This is a genomic window from Pseudomonas sp. CFBP13528, assembly GCF_005233615.1.
Taxonomy (GTDB): domain Bacteria; phylum Pseudomonadota; class Gammaproteobacteria; order Pseudomonadales; family Pseudomonadaceae; genus Aquipseudomonas; species Aquipseudomonas fluorescens_AM.
This window is the reverse complement of record NZ_QGAJ01000017.1, coordinates 100,050-117,805: the sequence shown is the minus strand read 5'-3', so window position 1 is coordinate 117,805 and position 17,756 is coordinate 100,050. Positions and strand designations below refer to the sequence as shown.

General features: G+C 62.5%; 12 protein-coding genes. 10 read left to right on the top strand and 2 right to left on the bottom strand.

Annotated features, from left to right (window positions below):
* Positions 1-170: 170 nt before the first annotated feature.
* From recC to PspCFBP13528_RS23840, 6 genes are all read left to right on the top strand, one after another.
* Positions 171-3,623 (top strand): exodeoxyribonuclease V subunit gamma, encoded by a 3,453-nt coding sequence (gene recC, locus PspCFBP13528_RS23865; RefSeq protein ID WP_137201656.1) that lies wholly within the window; start codon positions 171-173, stop codon positions 3,621-3,623.
* On the top strand, positions 3,620-7,291 hold the full coding sequence (gene recB / locus PspCFBP13528_RS23860; protein ID WP_137201655.1) for an exodeoxyribonuclease V subunit beta: 3,672 nt from the start codon (positions 3,620-3,622) through the stop codon (positions 7,289-7,291). The genes recC and recB overlap by 4 nt, the downstream gene beginning before the upstream one ends.
* On the top strand, positions 7,288-9,357 hold the full coding sequence (recD, locus tag PspCFBP13528_RS23855) for an exodeoxyribonuclease V subunit alpha (protein WP_137201654.1): 2,070 nt from the start codon (positions 7,288-7,290) through the stop codon (positions 9,355-9,357). Before recB ends, recD begins: the two co-directional genes overlap by 4 nt.
* Before the next feature lie 142 nt (positions 9,358-9,499).
* Positions 9,500-10,066 (top strand): YfiR family protein, encoded by a 567-nt coding sequence (locus tag PspCFBP13528_RS23850; RefSeq protein ID WP_065951150.1) that lies wholly within the window; start codon positions 9,500-9,502, stop codon positions 10,064-10,066.
* Positions 10,063-11,325: a diguanylate cyclase gene (locus PspCFBP13528_RS23845; protein WP_137201653.1), complete on the top strand. Its 1,263-nt coding sequence runs from the start codon at positions 10,063-10,065 to the stop codon at positions 11,323-11,325. Before PspCFBP13528_RS23850 ends, PspCFBP13528_RS23845 begins: the two co-directional genes overlap by 4 nt.
* A gap of 4 nt (positions 11,326-11,329) precedes the next feature.
* The gene (locus PspCFBP13528_RS23840; protein WP_137201652.1) at positions 11,330-11,821 is read left to right on the top strand and encodes an OmpA family protein; all 492 of its coding nucleotides are present in this window, start codon (positions 11,330-11,332) and stop codon (positions 11,819-11,821) included.
* Positions 11,822-11,965: 144 nt separating this feature from the next.
* Here PspCFBP13528_RS23840 and PspCFBP13528_RS23835 read toward each other — a convergent pair whose 3' ends face one another.
* A complete protein-coding gene (locus tag PspCFBP13528_RS23835; RefSeq protein WP_065951154.1) occupies positions 11,966-12,913 on the bottom strand; it encodes a LysR family transcriptional regulator in 948 nt (315 codons plus the stop codon).
* 125 nt (positions 12,914-13,038) lie between these two features.
* On the opposite strand from PspCFBP13528_RS23835, the gene PspCFBP13528_RS23830 reads away from it, so the two are divergent.
* On the top strand, positions 13,039-14,556 hold the full coding sequence (locus PspCFBP13528_RS23830) for a CoA-acylating methylmalonate-semialdehyde dehydrogenase (RefSeq protein WP_065951155.1): 1,518 nt from the start codon (positions 13,039-13,041) through the stop codon (positions 14,554-14,556).
* 16 nt (positions 14,557-14,572) lie between these two features.
* Positions 14,573-15,460 (top strand): 3-hydroxyisobutyrate dehydrogenase, encoded by an 888-nt coding sequence (gene mmsB, locus PspCFBP13528_RS23825; RefSeq protein WP_065951156.1) that lies wholly within the window; start codon positions 14,573-14,575, stop codon positions 15,458-15,460.
* A gap of 45 nt (positions 15,461-15,505) precedes the next feature.
* Here the strand turns inward: mmsB and PspCFBP13528_RS23820 are convergent, their stop codons facing one another.
* Positions 15,506-15,850 (bottom strand): cupin domain-containing protein, encoded by a 345-nt coding sequence (locus PspCFBP13528_RS23820; protein WP_101220962.1) that lies wholly within the window; start codon positions 15,848-15,850, stop codon positions 15,506-15,508.
* Positions 15,851-16,159: 309 nt separating this feature from the next.
* Between PspCFBP13528_RS23820 and kynB the strand changes: the two genes are divergently transcribed.
* Positions 16,160-16,810 (top strand): arylformamidase, encoded by a 651-nt coding sequence (gene kynB / locus PspCFBP13528_RS23815; RefSeq protein WP_065951158.1) that lies wholly within the window; start codon positions 16,160-16,162, stop codon positions 16,808-16,810.
* Entirely contained in the window at positions 16,807-17,679 is an 873-nt protein-coding gene (gene kynA / locus PspCFBP13528_RS23810) for a tryptophan 2,3-dioxygenase (RefSeq protein ID WP_065951159.1), read from the top strand. The genes kynB and kynA overlap by 4 nt, the downstream gene beginning before the upstream one ends.
* Positions 17,680-17,756 lie beyond the last annotated feature (77 nt).

Sequence of the window (17,756 nt, the reverse complement as noted above, 5' to 3'; positions counted from 1 at the left end):
GGGTTTCCCCATGTGAGAGTAGGTCATCGTCAAGATTAAATTCCAGAACCCCAATTGCGAAAGCAGTTGGGGTTTTGTTTTGGGCGCTCGAAAACTATCAAGGCGCTCATGGCCATGGTCTTCAGTGCTAAAGTCCACGCCTCGATTTTTGCTTTTCCAAGGAAACCGTTATGCCGGGTGCAACGTCCCTCAGCGCAGGATTCATGGTGGTTCACGGTAACCGCCTGGACGAGCTGCGCAGCCTGGTAGTCAGCTGGATGCGTCGTTATCCCCTGGCGCCTTTGGAGAATGAAATTGCTCTGGTCCAAAGCAATGGCATCGCCCAATGGCTCAAGCTTGCCCTGGCCGAAGATCCGCAGAAAGACGATATGGGGGGCTGTGGCATCGCAGCGGCAATCGATGTGCAATTGCCCGGCAGTTTCATGTGGCAGCTCTATCGCATGGTGCTAGGGCGTGACGAAATCCCCCCCAAGTCTCTGCTTGATAAGGCCCCGCTGACGTGGCGACTCATGCGTCTGCTCCCGGAGCTTATTGATCAGCCCCATTTTGAGCCGTTGCAACGCTTCCTGACCCACGACACCGACCTGCGCAAACGCTACCAGCTCGCCGAGCGCCTGGCCGACTTGTTCGACCAATACCAGGTGTATCGCGCCGATTGGCTGGAAGATTGGGCTGCAGGGCGCCATCAGTTACGCAACGGGCGCGGCGAATCCAAACCCCTTAACCCCGCCAACTGCTGGCAAGCTGAGTTATGGCGCGCGCTGTTGCTTGACGTGGGCGCGCAGGGCATGGCCGAGAGCCGTGCCGGCGTTCACCAACGCTTTATCGAACGCATCAACACGCTTGAGCAAGCGCCGCCTGGCTTACCGTCCCGAGTGATCGTCTTCGGCATTTCATCGCTGCCCGCCCAGGCGCTCGAAGCACTGGCAGGCCTGGCCCGTTTCAGCCAAGTGTTGCTGTGCGTGCACAACCCTTGCCGCCATCATTGGTCGGACATCGTGGCCGACAAGGACCTGCTGCGTAACGAGTACAAGCGTCAGGCGCGCAAAGCAGGCATGCCCGTCACCATAGACCCACACACCTTGCACCAGCACGCTCATCCGCTGCTCGCCGCCTGGGGCAAGCAGGGCCGTGACTACATCAGCCTGTTGGACAGTTATGACGACCCCAACAGCTACCGCGCCGCCTTCCGTGACGGTCGTATCGACCTGTTCAGCGACAGCCAACCCACCACGCTGCTCAACCAGCTTCAGGACGACATCCTCGAACTGCGCCCACTCGATGAGACCCGTGAGTTCTGGCCGGCGGTCGATCTGACACGCGACGCATCCATTCGCTTTCACATCGCCCACAGCGCCCAACGCGAAGTGGAGATTCTCCACGACCAATTACTCCAACGTTTCAGCGCCGACCCCACTTTGCGCCCTCGGGACATCATCGTCATGGTCCCCGACGTCGACAGCTACGCGCCGCACATTCGCGCGGTTTTCGGTCAACTGGAAAGAAACGACCCACGCTTTATTCCGTTCACCCTGACAGACCAGGGGCAACGCGGTCGTGACCCGCTGTTGATCGCGGTCGAGCACCTGCTCAAACTCCCCGACAGCCGTTTTCCAGTCAGCGAAATTCTCGACCTGCTGGATGTCCCCGCCCTGCGCGAACGTTTCGCCATCAATGAGCGCGACCTGCCTACACTGCATCGCTGGATTGAAGGCGCGGGCATCCGCTGGGGGCTCAACGCCGAACAGCGTGCGGGCCTGGGGCTGCCCGCAGAACTTGAGCAGAACAGCTGGCGATTCGGCCTGCGGCGGATGCTGCTGGGCTACGCCGTCGGTACGGGTGTGGCGTGCGAAGGCATCGAGCCTTACGACGAGATAGGTGGGCTTGATGCGGCGCTGATTGGTCCACTGGTCGCCTTGCTCGACGCCTTAAACGACGCGCACCAGGCGCTGTCGCAACCGGCACCTCCCCACGTGTGGGGCGAGCGTCTGCAACGCTTGATGCAGCTGTTTTTCCTGCCCGGCAGCGAGCACGATGACTACCTGCTTGGCCAGCTTGAACAGTTAAGAGAGACCTGGCTGGAAACCTGCGAATCCGTCGGCCTGCAAGACGAATTACCCCTCACCGTGGTCCGTGAGGCGTGGTTGGCGGGGCTTGACCAAGGCCGCCTGTCCCAGCGCTTCCTTGCGGGCGCGGTCAATTTTTGTACCTTGATGCCCATGCGCGCGATCCCGTTCAAGCTGGTCTGCCTGCTCGGCATGAATGACGGTGACTACCCGCGTGCCCAGCCGCCGCTGGACTTTGACCTGATGGGCAGCGACTACCGTCCCGGCGATCGTTCGCGCCGTGAAGACGATCGCTACCTGCTGCTCGAAGCCCTGCTTTCCGCGCGCGACCAGCTCTACATCAGTTGGGTCGGCCGCAGCATCCGCGACAACAGCGATCGCCCGGCCTCGGTGCTGATCGGCCAACTGCGCGACCACCTCGCCAGCGGCTGGCATAACGCCCAGAGCGATCACTCCCTGATCGACGCAATGACCCAGGAACACCCGCTCCAACCGTTCAGCGCCCGCTACTTCCATGAAGGCGACCCGCTGTTCAGTTATGCCCGCGAATGGCAATTGCTGCATCAAGCCCCTGCTGCAATCGCACATGACCAGGCGTTGGCACCGCACCACCAGGAAGAGCCCCTGAGTCTCGGCCAGTTACAGGATTTCCTGCGCAATCCGGTCAAACATTTCTTCAGTCAACGCCTGAAAGTGTTCTTTGAAGCCGCCGAAGTACCGCTGGCCGACGAAGAACCCTTCGTCCTCGACGCACTGCAACGCTACACCCTCAGCGACAGCCTGCTCAACGCTGCACTGGCCCGGCCCGACCAGCTTGATCAGGCGCTCAACGCCCAAGCCTTGCGCCTGCAAGGCAGCGGCCTGCTGCCGATGGTCGGCTTCGGCGAATGCCTGCGCCACGAGCTGATCGAGCCGTTGCCGGACCTGCTGCAACGCTACCAACACCTCCTGGCGCTCTGGCCAACCCCGCACATTGGCGCGCAACCGATCAGTTTCGCGTACCAGGGCATTCAGCTCGAAGGCTGGATCAGCGGCCTGCACCGGCGCAGTGATGGCGGCCTGTTAAGCGTGACCACCCTCCCCAACAGCATCGGCTCGATCAAGACGCGCAAGTGGCACCGCCTGATTCGCCCCTGGGTCAATCATGTGGTCGCCTGTGCCTGTGGCGTGCCGTTGAGTACCGGCTTGGTGGCCAGTGACGACACCCTGCTGCTCGCCCCGTTGGACACGGCCATCGCGCAGAACCTCCTCGGTGACTTGCTGCTCGCCTGGCACACCGGCATGAGTAAACCGCTGCCCGTCGCGGTAAAAACCGCCTTTGCCTGGCTCGGCCAGACCGATCCGGCCAAAGCCCAGGCCGCTGCCAGCAAGGCCTACGAGGGCGACGGTATCACCACCGACGGCGAACGCCGCGAAACGCCCGCGCTCACTCGCCAGTTCCCCGACTACGCCACGCTGGTCGCCAGCGAAGAGTTCGAAGGCTGGTGCGAAACCTTGTATCGCCCGCTGATCAACGCGCCTTGGCGTTCATTGTCCAGCGAGGAGGCCGGCGCATGACCAGCAAACCCTTGGCCCTGGCCTTTCCGCTCAAAGGCAGCCAGCTGATTGAAGCCAGCGCCGGCACCGGCAAAACCTTCACGATTTCGGCCCTGTACCTGCGCCTGGTGCTCGGCAACGGTGGCGATGAGTCCGGTTTCGGCCGTGAACTGCTACCGCCGCAAATCCTCGTGGTGACCTTCACCGACGCCGCCACCAAGGAGCTGCGTGAACGTATCCGTATCCGTCTGGCGGAGGCCGCGCGGTTTTTCCGCGACGAAATCGAGCAGCCCGATGCCTTGATCGCCGACCTGCGTCATCAATACCCCGTGGAACAGTGGCCCGCCTGCGCCAATCGGCTGGACATTGCCGCGCAGTGGATGGACGAAGCCGCCGTCTCGACGATTCACAGTTGGTGCCAGCGCATGCTGCGCGAACACGCTTTCGACAGCGGCAGCCTGTTTACCCAGACCCTGGAAACCGACCACAGCGACTTGCTCGGTGAAGTGCTGCGCGACTACTGGCGCCTGTTCTGCTACCCGATGCGTGACGACGCGCTCAACTGGGTGCGTAACAACTGGGGCGGACCGGCCGCCTTGATGCCACGGGTGCGCGCGTTGTTCGGCAGTGAGCGGCCCGCCGAAGACAGCCGCGAGCCCGCCGAAATAATCTCTGCCTGCCTGCAAGAGCGTCGCGAGGCATTGGCCAGCATCAAGGCGCCTTGGCAACAATGGGCCGTCGAGCTGCGTGATCTGTGCCTGCAAGCCGTGGCCGCCAAAGCGGTCGATGGACGCAAAATGCAGGCGCGTTATTTCGAGCCCTGGTTTGAAAAAATCAGTGCCTGGGCCGCCGACGAAACCCTGGAGCAACTGGATATTGGCACCGGCTTTACCCGGCTGACCCCCGAGGGTATGGCCGAAGCCTGGAAAGGCGAGCCGCCACGGCATCCCGGCATCGACGCCATGGCCGGTCTGAAAGCGGCCCTTGACGCACTGCCGAGCCCGGACGCCGCGGTGTTGCAACACGCCGCCGCCTGGGTGGGCAAGCGCTTCGAAGAAGAGAAGCGGCGTCGCGCTGAAATGGGCTTCGACGACATGCTGATCCGCCTCAACGCCGCGCTCCAGGCTGACGGCGGCGAGCGCCTCGCCAGCGTGATCCGCGAGCAATTCCCGGTGGCCTTGATCGATGAATTCCAGGACACCGATCCGGTGCAATACAGCATCTTCGACAGTATTTACCGCATCGAAGAAAACCATCTGGACAGCGGCCTGTTCCTGATCGGCGACCCCAAACAGGCGATCTACGCCTTTCGGGGCGCGGACATCTACACCTACCTGCGCGCCCGGCAGTCCACCACCGGTCGCCACCATACGTTGGGCACCAACTTCCGCTCCAGCCATGCGATGGTCGAAGCGGTAAACCACCTGTTCCAGCGCGCGGAAACCGGCCGCGGCGCGTTCCTGTTTCGTGAGCCCGACGGCCGTAACCCGGTGCCGTTCCACTCGGTGCTGTCCCAAGGCCGCAAAGAACAGCTGCAGGTCGACGGCCAGACGCTGCCGGCAATGAACCTTTGGCATTTAGCCACCGACCAACCGATTTCCAATGTGCTGTATCGCCAACAACTGGCCGCCGCTTGCGCCACGCACATTGTCGAGTTGCTCAAGGGTGGCCAGCAGGGCACCGCAGGCTTTGCAACGGATGACACCTTCACAGGCGTGCTGCCGGCAGACATCGCCATCCTCGTGCGAGACGGCAAGGAAGCCCAGGCCGTGCGCGCCGAGTTGGCTGCACGGGGCGTGCGCAGCGTGTACCTGTCGGACAAGGACTCGGTCTTCGCCGCCCAGGAAGCCCACGACCTGCTGGCCTGGCTCAAGGCCTGCGCCGAGCCGGACGTCGAGCGCCCGCTGCGCGCGGCCCTGGCCTGCGTCACCTTGAACCTGTCACTGACGGAACTGGAGCGTCTGAACCAGGATGAACTGGCGTGGGAAAGCCGCGTGATGCAGTTCCGGGGCTACCGCTCGATCTGGCGCGCCCAAGGCGTGCTGCCGATGCTGCGTCGCCTGCTGCATGACTTCAAGCTGCCGCAAACCCTGATCGCCCGGAGCGATGGCGAGCGTGTGCTGACCAACCTGCTGCACCTCAGTGAGCTGCTGCAACAGGCCGCGTCGGAACTGGACGGCGAGCAGGCGCTGATTCGCCACCTTGCCGAGCACCTGGCGCTGTCGGGCCAGGCCGGTGAAGAGCAGATCCTGCGCCTGGAAAGTGACGAGCAGTTGGTCAAGGTGGTGACGATCCACAAATCCAAGGGCCTGGAATACGACCTGGTGTTCCTGCCCTTCATCTGCTCGACCAAACCGGTGGACGGCACGCGCTTGCCGCTGCACTACCACGACGCGCAGGGCAAATCCCACGTCAGCCTGCGGCCTACCGCTGAGTTGATCGCCCAGGCCGACGATGAGCGCCTGGCCGAAGACCTGCGCTTGCTGTACGTCGCCCTGACCCGCGCCAAACATGCTTGCTGGCTGGGCATCGCCGACCTCAAGCGGGGCAATAGCAGCAGCTCCGTGCTGCACCTGTCGGCGTTGGGCTATCTGCTGGGCGCCGGTGCGCTGTTGGGTGAGTCCGCCGGCCTGGCGCGCTGGTTGCTGGATGTGCAGCAGGGTTGCCCGGCCATCAGCTATGCCCAGGTGCCCGCAGCGCAGGACATCGTGTTCCACCCTCCGCGCAACGAAGCGACTTTGCTGGCTGCGCTGTTGCCCAAACGCAAGGCGGCGGAGAACTGGTGGATTGCGTCCTACAGCGCCTTGCGCATTGGCGACAGCATGAGCGCCGCCAGTCTCGAGGCGCCTGAAAGCCCGCAGGCGCAGAAACTGTTCGATGACGAACGCCTGGATCCCGACGCACCGCGTGAAGTGGTGGCGTCCGGCGGTGATATTCATCGATTCCCACGCGGTCCGAATCCAGGCACTTTCCTTCACGGCTTGTTGGAGTGGGCCGGTGAAGAGGCTTTCAACGTCAGCCCCGAGGCCATTGAAAAGGCCGTCGGAGCGCGTTGCAATCGGCGCAATTGGGAAGGCTGGATCGTCACCCTCAGCGCCTGGCTTGGACACTTGTTGCACGCGCCGCTGCCCCTGTACGCCGACCGGGTCAGCCTCAGCGCGCTGCAGCACTACCAGATCGAAATGGAATTCTGGTTCGCCAGCCATAAAGTCGACGTGCTCGCCCTCGACAAATTGGTGTGCCAGTACACCCACCACGGCGTCTCACGCGTGGCGGCCGAGCCGGTGTTGCTCAACGGCATGTTCAAAGGCTTTATCGACCTGACCTTCGAGCACGATGGCCGTTATTACGTGGCTGACTACAAATCCAACTGGCTCGGGCCTGACGATTCGGCCTACACCATGGAAGCCATGGAACAGTCGATCCTCGAGCATCGGTACGACCTGCAATACGTACTTTACCTACTGGCCCTGCATCGCCAACTCAAGGCGCGCCTGCCGGATTACGACTACGAACGCCACGTCGGCGGCGCCCTCTACCTGTTCCTGCGCGGAACGCAGTCGGCGACCCAGGGCGCGTACTTCACCCGGCCGCCGCGTGAGCTGATCGAAGGGCTGGACCTGTTGTTCCAGGGCAAGCCTATCCCGCCAAAAGCCGAGCCCGCCTGGGAACAAGGAGTGCTGCTATGAGCCTGTCGCCGCTGCTGCTGGAGGAACTGTCGCCGCTCAGTCGCGCCGCCGACCTGGTGCAACTGCTGGAGCGCTGGGTCGACCGTGGCTGGTTGCGGGCCCTGGACAAAGCGTTCGTTGGCTTCCTGCACGAGCTTGACCCACAGGCCGATCCCCTGGTGCTGCTGGCGGCGGCATTGACCAGCCACCAATTGGGTCACGGTCATGTATGCCTCGACCTGTTCGAAACCCTGCAGGCGCCGGATTTTGCCCTGTCGCTGCCGCCCGAGGGCGACCTGCAGACCGGCGCGATGCTGCTGCCGTCGCAATTGCTCGAGGGGCTGGACGGCGCCCACTGGTGTCATGCCCTGGCCACCAGCCGTTTGGTCGCGCTGGCATTCGATAGCACTGAGTCGGCCCGGAGCCGCCCGTTGGTCCTGTCCGGAAAACGCCTCTATCTGCGCCGCTATTGGGCTTATGAACGGCGCATCGACAGTGCCTTGCGCCTGCGGCTGGCCAGCCACGAGAGCGTCGCCGCCGATTTGCCGCAGCGCCTGAATGGTTTATTCGATCAACCGGCGCCCGATGGCGTTATCGACTGGCAAAAACTCGCCTGCGCCCTGGCCACCCGGGGTGCATTCAGCATCGTCACCGGCGGCCCCGGCACCGGCAAGACCACCACCGTGGTGCGCCTGCTCGCGCTGTTGCAGGCGCCTGCCGTGGAAAGCGGCAATCCCTTGCGCATTCGCCTGGCCGCGCCCACCGGTAAAGCCGCCGCACGTCTCACCGAGTCCATCAGTCAGCAAGTGCTGTCGCTGAAAGTGCCCGATAGCGTGCGCGAAAAAATCCCGACCCAGGTCACCACGGTTCACCGTTTGCTGGGCAGCCGCCCGGGCACTCGGCACTTCCGTCATCACATCGGCAACCCGTTACCGCTGGATGTGCTGGTGGTGGACGAAGCGTCGATGATCGATCTGGAAATGATGGCCAATCTGCTTGACGCTTTGCCACCCCATGCTCGCCTGGTGCTGCTGGGTGACAAGGACCAGCTTGCGTCGGTGGAGGCGGGCGCGGTGCTCGGTGATCTGTGTCGCGATGCCGAGGCTGGCTGGTACAGCCCGGCCACGCGCCAATGGCTGCAAGCGGTCAGCGCCGAAGACCTCAGCAACAGCGGCTTGCTTGAAGACCTCGACGGCAGTCATCCGCTGGCCCAGCAGGTGGTGATGCTGCGCCACTCGCGGCGCTTCGGCGAGGGCAGCGGCATCGGCCAGCTGGCGCGCTGGGTCAACCAGCAGAACGCTGAACAGGCGCGCACGCTGTTGGCCGCGCGCAGTCATGACGACCTGTTCTGTCTCAGCCTCAAGGGCGAGCAAGATCACGCGCTTGAGCGCCTGGTACTGGACGGGCAGGGCGAAGGTGCCCAGGGTTATCGCTTTTACCTGAACCTGCTGCAGTCGGCGCGCCCTGCACCGCAGACCCCGCGTGACGATCACGCCTGGACCCATTGGGCGCAGCAACTGCTGCAAGCCTTCGACGCGTTTCAGTTGCTTTGCGCCGTACGCAAAGGCCCTTGGGGCGTCGAAGGATTGAACCTGCGCATTACCGCGGCCTTGCGCAAGGTGCGGCTGATCGAGGGCGACGAGCAGTGGTATGAAGGGCGTCCGGTGCTGATGACCCGTAACGACTATGGTCTGGGCCTGATGAACGGGGATATCGGTATCGCCTTGAAATTGCCCGAGAGCGACGGCGGCCCTCAGGTGCTGCGCGTGGCCTTCCCGCGCAATGACGGCCAGGGGGGCGTGCGCTTCGTGCTGCCCAGCCGGCTCAACGATGTGGAAACCGTCTATGCCATGACCGTGCACAAATCCCAGGGGTCGGAGTTCACCCATACCGCGCTGATCTTGCCGGACGCGTTGAATCCGGTGCTGACCAAAGAACTGATCTACACCGGTATCACCCGCGCCAAACGCTGGTTCAGCCTGATCGAACCGCGTGCCGGCGTCTTTGAGGAAGCTGTACGGCGGCGGGTCAAACGCTTGAGCGGGCTGATGCTGGAGCTGGACGCTTCACCCGAAGAAACTGACTGAACGGTCATGCGATATTTTTGATTCAGATGTCTGATTTTTCTGAAAAAATACTCAGCACTGTGAAAAGCCTCGCGTCATGGGGTTTTCCGCTGCTGTGCTATCGTTGCGGCATCACCCTGAAATTTCTTGAGAGAATTGCTGCATGAACGTGGCTGTCTCGCTCACAGAGCGTAGTTTGAGCTGGAGACGCCTGTTGCAGGTGGCGTTGCTATGCCTGCTCGCTCCGCAAGCCTGGGCTCAAACGCCCAGCCTGGCCGAGCAGCGCGCCCAGGCGGTGACCCAGGTCGTGCTCGGGATTCTCAGTTATGCCCGTTGGCCGGTGGAGCCTGCGCAACTGCGCTTGTGCATCGTCGGGCCCACCCAGTACACCGACGACCTGATCAAAGGCACTACCCAGGCCACCGGCCGACCGGTGGCAGTGCGACGCCTGCTGGCCAATCATCCGGACATCGTCAGCGCCTGCGACGCCGTCTACATCGGCAAACTCAGCGCTGACGAACGCACCGCGTTGTTTGCTTCATTGATCGGCCATCCGGTGCTCAGCATCAGCGAAGGCGGCGACCAATGCACCGTGGGCAGCCTGTTCTGCCTGCGGGTGAGTGATGCGCAAGTGTCGTTCGAGGTGAACCTGGACTCCGTCGCCCGCAGCGGCGTACGTATTCACCCCAGCGTGCTGCAACTGTCGCGCCGTCGAGCGCCGGCGCCATGACGCGGGCCAAGGCGCGACCGACCCTGAGGTCGGTCATCGGCAGAGGGCACATGATCCTGGCCCTGGTGGCGGTGGCGCTGGCCAGTGTGTCCCTGACCCTGCTCGGCGTGCTGGCGCTGCGGGTGTATGCCGAACACAACCTGCACCTGATCGCACGCTCGATCAATTACACCGTGGAAGCGGCCGTGGTGTTCGACGACAGCGCCGCCGCCACTGAAGCCTTGAGCCTGATTGCTTCAACCGAAGAGGTGGCCCAGGCCGAAGTCTTCGATGCCAGTGGCAAGCTGCTGGCGCAATGGGTGCGGCCGAACACCGGGATGTTGTCGCAGGTTGAACTCAAACTGGCGCATGCGTTGCTCGAGCAACCCATCAGCCAGCCGATCCTTCACCAGGGGCAAACGGTGGGCAGCATCCACCTGACCGGTCATGGCGGCAGCCTGTTGCGCTTCCTGCTCAGCGGCCTGGCGGGCATTGTGATCTGCACCGCGCTCAGCGCCTGGGTGGCGCTGCATCTGGCGCGGCGTCTGTTGAACGGCATCACCGGGCCGCTGCAAAGCCTTGCTGCCGTGGCCCACGCCGCCCGCAGCGAACGCGACTTCGACCGCCGCGTGCCCCCGGCCCAGATTGCCGAACTCGACAGCCTGGGCAGTGACTTCAATGCCCTGCTGGGCGAGATGGAGGCCTGGCAAAATCATCTGCAAAGCGAAAACGAAACCCTCGCGCACCAGGCCAGCCACGACAGCCTCACCGGCCTGCCCAACCGTGCGTTCTTTGAAGGCCGGTTGATTCGTGCCTTGCGCAGCGCCGCCAAGGTCAACGAACGGGTGGGGGTGTTGTTTCTCGACAGCGATCGTTTCAAAGACATCAACGACAACTTCGGCCACGCCGCTGGCGATGCCGTACTGGTGGCCGTTGCCGAGCGCGTGCGTGCACAGCTGCGCGAAGATGACCTGGTGGCCCGCCTGGGCGGCGATGAATTCGCCGTCCTGCTGGCGCCGCTGCACAAAGTCGACGATGCGCAACGCATTGCCGACAAGATCATTGCCAGCATGGACCAACCGATCCCGCTGCCCGGCAACACCCAGGTCTTGACCTCCCTCAGTATCGGCATCGCCATTTATCCCGATCATGGCGCCACGCCCGGCACCCTGCTCAATGCCGCCGATGTGGCGATGTACCAAGCTAAACGGCTGTCGTCGGGCAGTCAGCAAACGGCGGAGCCCGCCCACCCTGTCGTCAACGTCCAGCACAGGAGTTAACCCTTTGTTCTCTAACTCACGCGTTCTATTCATCAGCTTGCTTCTCGCCTGCCTGGCCCTCGGCGGCTGCCAGACCGCACCGCCCAAAGGCCTGAGCCCGGCACAAGTGGCCGTGCTCAAGCAGCAGGGTTTCGAGCTGACTGACGAAGGCTGGGCCTTCGGCTTGTCTGGCAAAGTGCTGTTTGGCAGCGACGTCGAAACCCTCAACAAGCCCAGCACCGACATCGTCGAACGCATCGGCAAGGCCTTGGTGGGCGCCGGCATCGAACGCGTGCGCGTCGACGGCCACACCGACGCTTCCGGCAAGGAACTCTACAACCAGGCCTTGTCCCTGCGCCGTGCTGAAAGTGTGGGCAAGGTGCTGAGCAGCGTGGGCATGAAAGAACAAAACATCCAACTGCGCGGCCTGGGCAGCAGCGAGCCGGTGGCCGCGAACACAACGGCGGCGGGGCGCACCGAAAATCGACGCGTGTCGATTGTGGTCATCGCGGACTAAGTGCCTTCACCGTCCTCAATCTGAAACCCATTCAAATGTGGGAGGGGGCTTGCCCCCGATAGCAGTGTCTCAGCCAATACATCTGGCAACTGACACACCGCCATCGGGGGCAAGCCCCCTCCCACATTTATCCGCGCGGCGCATTCAGTCTGCAAACCGCATCTCCCGCGTCTCCCCCATCAACAACCCCTGATTCTGCTCTGTCACTTCCCGGATGTAATCCCACAGCAACGTAATTCGCTTGAGCTTCCTCAAATCCTCCCGGCAATACATCCAGAACTGCCGCGTAATCGCGATCTGCTCCTCCAGCACCGGCAGCAGTCGCGGGTCCTGCGCCGCCAGAAAGCACGGCAATATCGCCATCGAACGCCCCTGCTGCGCCGCCACATACTGCGCGATGACACTGGTACTGCGCAGGCTGGCGCTGGCGCCCGGCACTACGTTCGCCAGGTACAGCAGCTCCGAGCTGAACGCCAGGTCGTCCACGTAGCTGATAAACGGATGCTCGGCCAGGTCCGTCGGGCGTTGGATCGGCGGGTGTTGGTCGAGGTAGTCCTGTGTGGCGTACAACTGCAATTTGTAATCGCACAGCTTGCAGCATACGTACGGGCCGTGTTCCGGGCGTTCCAGTGCGATGACGATGTCGGCTTCGCGCTTGGACAGGCTGATGAAGTGCGGCAGGGGCAGGATGTCCACCGAGATCGCCGGATAGGTGTCGACGAAGTGGCTCAGTTGCGGGGTGACGAAAAAGCTGCCGAAGCCTTCGGTACAGCCCATGCGCACATGCCCGGACAGCGCCACGCCGGAGCCGGAGACTTGTTCGCACGCCATGTGCAGGGTGCTTTCGATGGACTCGGCGTAACCCAGCAAACGCTGGCCCTCGGCGGTGAGGACAAAACCGTTGGTCCGGGATTTTTCGAACAGCAGGGTGCCAAGCGACACTTCCAGTGAGCTGATGCGCCGTGACACGGTGGTGTAGTCAACCGCCAGGCGCTTGGCGGCGACACTGGCCTTGCGGGTGCGGGCCACTTCGAGAAAAAACTTCAGGTCATCCCAGTTCAGGGAGCCCAATGATGTGATGTTTTTTTGCATATTGGACCGGCTTTTATGTGCGTTCTTATTAGAGATTTGCACATCTATACTCCAAAAACAGCCCGAACGCCTCCTTCTTCAAGGCGATTCACTCTCTGCATAACAACAAGATTCCGGAGACCCTCATGAACGCATCTGCCGATATTTCCATACAACAGGTCAAGTTGCTGATCAACGGTGAGTGGGTCGAGTCCAAGACCACCGAATGGCAAGACATCGTCAACCCGGCTACCCAGCAAGTGTTGGCCAGGGTCCCGTTCGCCACGGCCGATGAGGTCAACGCGGCCATCGACGCGGCCCAGCGCGCCTTCCAGACCTGGAAGCTGACGCCGATTGGCGCGCGCATGCGCATCATGCTCAAGCTGCAAGCCTTGATCCGCGAACATTCCAAGCGCATTGCCGTGGTCCTCAGCAACGAGCAGGGTAAAACCATTGCCGATGCCGAGGGCGATATTTTCCGTGGCCTGGAAGTGGTCGAGCACGCCTGTTCCATCGGCACCCTGCAAATGGGCGAGTTCGCCGAGAACGTCGCCGGTGGCGTGGATACCTATACCCTGCGCCAGCCCATCGGCGTCTGCGCCGGCATCACGCCGTTCAACTTCCCGGCAATGATTCCGCTGTGGATGTTCCCGATGGCCATCGCCTGCGGTAACACCTTCGTGCTCAAGCCGTCCGAGCAGGACCCGCTGTCGACCATGCTGCTGGTGGAGCTGGCGCTGGAAGCTGGCGTACCGGCTGGCGTACTCAACGTGGTGCACGGTGGCAAGGACGTGGTGGATGCGCTGTGCACCCACAAAGATATCAAGGCGGTGTCTTTCGTCGGCTCAACCGCTGTGGGCACTCACGTTTATGACCTGGCCGGCAAACACGGCAAGCGTGTGCAATCGATGATGGGCGCCAAGAACCATGCGGTGGTGCTGCCGGATGCTAACCGTGAGCACACTCTGAATGCCCTGGTCGGTGCCGGTTTTGGCGCGGCAGGCCAGCGTTGCATGGCCACCTCGGTGGTGGTGCTGGTGGGCGCGTCCAAGCAATGGCTGCCGGATCTCAAGGCGCTGGCGCAAAAACTCAAGGTCAATGCGGGCAGCGAGGCGGGTACGGATGTCGGCCCGGTGATCTCCAAACGTGCCAAGGCACGCATCCTGGAGCTGATCGAAAGCGGCGTGAAAGAAGGGGCCACGCTGGAGCTGGACGGGCGCGACATCAAGGTGCCGGGCTTCGAGCAAGGTAACTTCGTTGGCCCGACGCTGTTCTCCGGCGTGACCACCGACATGCAGATATACACCCAGGAAATCTTCGGCCCGGTGCTGGTGGTGCTGGAGGTCGACACCCTCGATCAAGCCATTGCACTGGTCAACGCCAACCCGTTCGGCAACGGCACCGGCCTGTTCACCCAGAGTGGGGCTGCGGCGCGTAAGTTCCAGAGTGAAATCGATGTAGGCCAGGTCGGTATCAACATTCCGATCCCGGTGCCGGTACCGTTCTTCAGCTTCACCGGCTCCCGTGGTTCCAAGCTGGGTGACCTGGGCCCGTACGGCAAGCAGGTGGTGCAGTTCTACACCCAGACCAAGACCGTCACCAGCCGCTGGTTCGATGACGACACGGTCAACGATGGCGTCAACACCACCATCAACCTGCGCTGAAACCTGGGAGACGACCATGAAGATTGCATTTATCGGCCTGGGCAACATGGGCGCGCCCATGGCCCGCAACCTGATCAAGGCCGGGCACGCACTGAACCTGTTCGACCTGAACCAGACCGTGCTCAAGGAGTTGGCCGAACTGGGCGGCACCATCAGCAGTTCGCCCCGTGATGCGGCGACAGACGCTGAACTGGTGATTACCATGCTGCCGGCCGCCCCCCATGTGCGCAGCGTCTGGTTGAATGAAGATGGCGTTTTGGCCGGTATCGGCAAAGGCGTGCCCGCGGTGGATTGCAGCACCATCGACCCACAGACCATCCGCGATGTAGCAGTAGCGGCGGCAAAACAGGGCGTGGCAGTGGCCGATGCGCCGGTCTCCGGTGGCACCGGCGGCGCGCAAGCCGGGACGCTGACCTTTATGGTCGGCGCCAACCCGGAACTGTTCGCCACCCTGCAACCGGTACTGGCGCAGATGGGCCGCAACATCGTGCACTGCGGCGATGTGGGCACCGGGCAAATTGCCAAGATCTGCAACAACCTGCTGCTCGGGATCAGCATGGTCGGCGTCAGTGAGGCCATGGCCCTGGGCGATGCCTTGGGCATCGATACCCAAGTGCTGGCGGGCATCATCAACAGCTCTACCGGGCGTTGCTGGAGTTCCGACACCTACAACCCGTGGCCGGGTGTGATTGAAACGGCACCGTCATCGCGCGGCTATACCGGTGGTTTCGGTGCCGACCTGATGCTCAAGGATTTGGGGCTTGCCACTGAAGCGGCGCGCCAGGCACACCAGCCGGTGATCCTCGGTGCGGTGGCCCAGCAGTTGTATCAATCGATGAGCCAGCGTGGGGAAGGGGGCAAGGACTTCTCGGCGATCATCAACAGTTATCGAAAGCTCAAATAAAGACGGTGGCGAGGGAGCAATCTCCCTCGCCTCAGGTTTGGCAGTTCAGGCAAACACAAAATACTTACGCACCGTCTCGACCACCTCCCACGTGCCCTTCATCCCCGGTTCCACCACGAAGATATCCCCAGCACGCAGATGGATCGGCGCCATGCCTTCGGGTGTGATCACGCAATAGCCTTCCTGGAAGTGGCAGTATTCCCATTTCACGTATTCCACGTACCACTTGCCCGGCGTGCAGATCCAGGTGCCCATGATCTTGCTGCCGTCATCACTGGTGTAGGCGTTGAGGTTGACGGTGTGCGGGTCGCCTTCGAGCTTTTCCCATTTGCAGGCATCCAGGACCGGCAAGGGATGGGTGTCGCGCAGTACGGTGATGGGTTTGGACATGATGACTCCGAGGCATGGGAATAAGAGTCGAACCCTATAGCGTCACAGCGGGGGCTGGTGGTCTGGACTCGACATCGGTATGCCCAGAAGCGCAGCCCAGTACGAAGCGCGGTCAATGTGGGAGGGACAAGCCCCCTCCCACATTGATTGCTGGTGGCCGCACCCCTGTGTTGAGAGGTGCTTCTGCGCGCAAACCAAGCGTTTTCTCGCAGTAACTGCGAAAGAATTCCCTTGCGGCGCCAGAATTCGCAAGAAAATTCACGTGCGGCCCTCGTATCATTCACCCAGGAATGAGTGAGAGCCTTGAAAATGAACCCAATAACAACGTGGTGGGATATCAGCCCGCCCTTGAGTGCGGCGACCCCGACCTGGCCGGGCGATACGCCGTTCCAGGAAGAGCGCGTGTGGCAGTTCGGGCCGGAGTGCCCGGTGAATGTGGGGCGCGTGACGCTGTCGCCACATACCGGCGCCCATGTGGATGCGCCGCTGCATTACAGCGCCGACGGCGCGCCGATTGGCGAGGTGTCGTTGGACGTGTACATGGGCCCGTGCCGCGTGTTGCACTGCCTGGGCAGTGGCGCCCTGGTGCAACCGCATCAACTGCAAGGGCGTGTGGATAACCTGCCCGAGCGCGTGCTGCTGCGCACTTATCCACAAGCGCCACTGACGCAATGGGATTCAGACTTCACCGCCATCGCCCCGCAAACCATCGAGCTGCTCGCCAGCCTCGGCGTGCGCCTGATCGGTATCGACACGCCCTCCCTGGACCCGCAACAGTCCAAGACCATGGACTCGCACAACGCCGTGGCGCGCCATGGCATGGCGATCCTTGAAGGCATCGTGCTCGACGATGTACCGGAGGGCGACTATGAGCTGATCGCGCTGCCGCTGCGTTTTGCCAACCTGGACGCCAGCCCTGTCCGCGCAATCCTGCGCCCGCTCAAGGAGCCCACGCGATGAGCCAGTGTCCCTTCTCGCCAGAATATAAGCCTGCCGACCACCAGTCCCCGGAAGAATGGCACAACGCCGAGCTGAATTTTTCCGAGTCCATGAGCTACGGCGACTACCTGGACCTGGGCAAAGTCCTCAGCGCCCAGCACCCGCTGTCGCCGGACCATAACGAAATGCTGTTCATCATCCAGCACCAGACCTCGGAGCTGTGGATGAAACTGATGCTGCACGAACTCAAGGCCGCCCGCGAACACGTGCGCCTTGGTGAGTTGCCGCCAGCCTTCAAGATGCTGGCGCGGGTCTCGAGGATCTTCGACCAGTTGGTACACGCCTGGGCGGTGCTGGCGACCATGACACCGTCGGAATACAAGGCGATCCGCCCGTTCCTCGGACAGTCGTCGGGGTTCCAGTCGTTCCAGTACCGCGAGATTGAATTTATCCTCGGCAACAAGAGCCCGGCGCTGTTGCGGCCCCATGCCCATCGCCCGGCGTTGCTGGAGCAATTGCAGGTGGCGATTGCCACGCCGTCGCTGTATGACGAAGCGATCAACCTGATGGTCAAGGCCGGTCTGGCGATAGATCCGAAACGGGCCGAGCGCGACCCGACGGCGGCAACGGTTCACGATGAATCGGTGGAGGCTGCGTGGCGTGAGGTATACCGCGACCCGAGCCGTTATTGGGACTTGTATCAGTTGGCCGAGAAGTTCATCGACCTGGAGGATTCGTTCCGCCAGTGGCGCTTCCGGCATGTGACCACGGTGGAACGGATCATCGGCTTCCAGCCGGGAACCGGCGGCACTGAAGGTGTGGGGTATCTGCGCAAGATGCTCGACACGGTGCTGTTCCCCGAGTTGTGGCGAGTGCGTTCTACCCTCTGAACAAAAAAGCCCCGGACTACCGGGGCTGTTCATTTGGAATGCAGTTAAAAATGTGGGAGGGGGCTTGCCCCCGATAG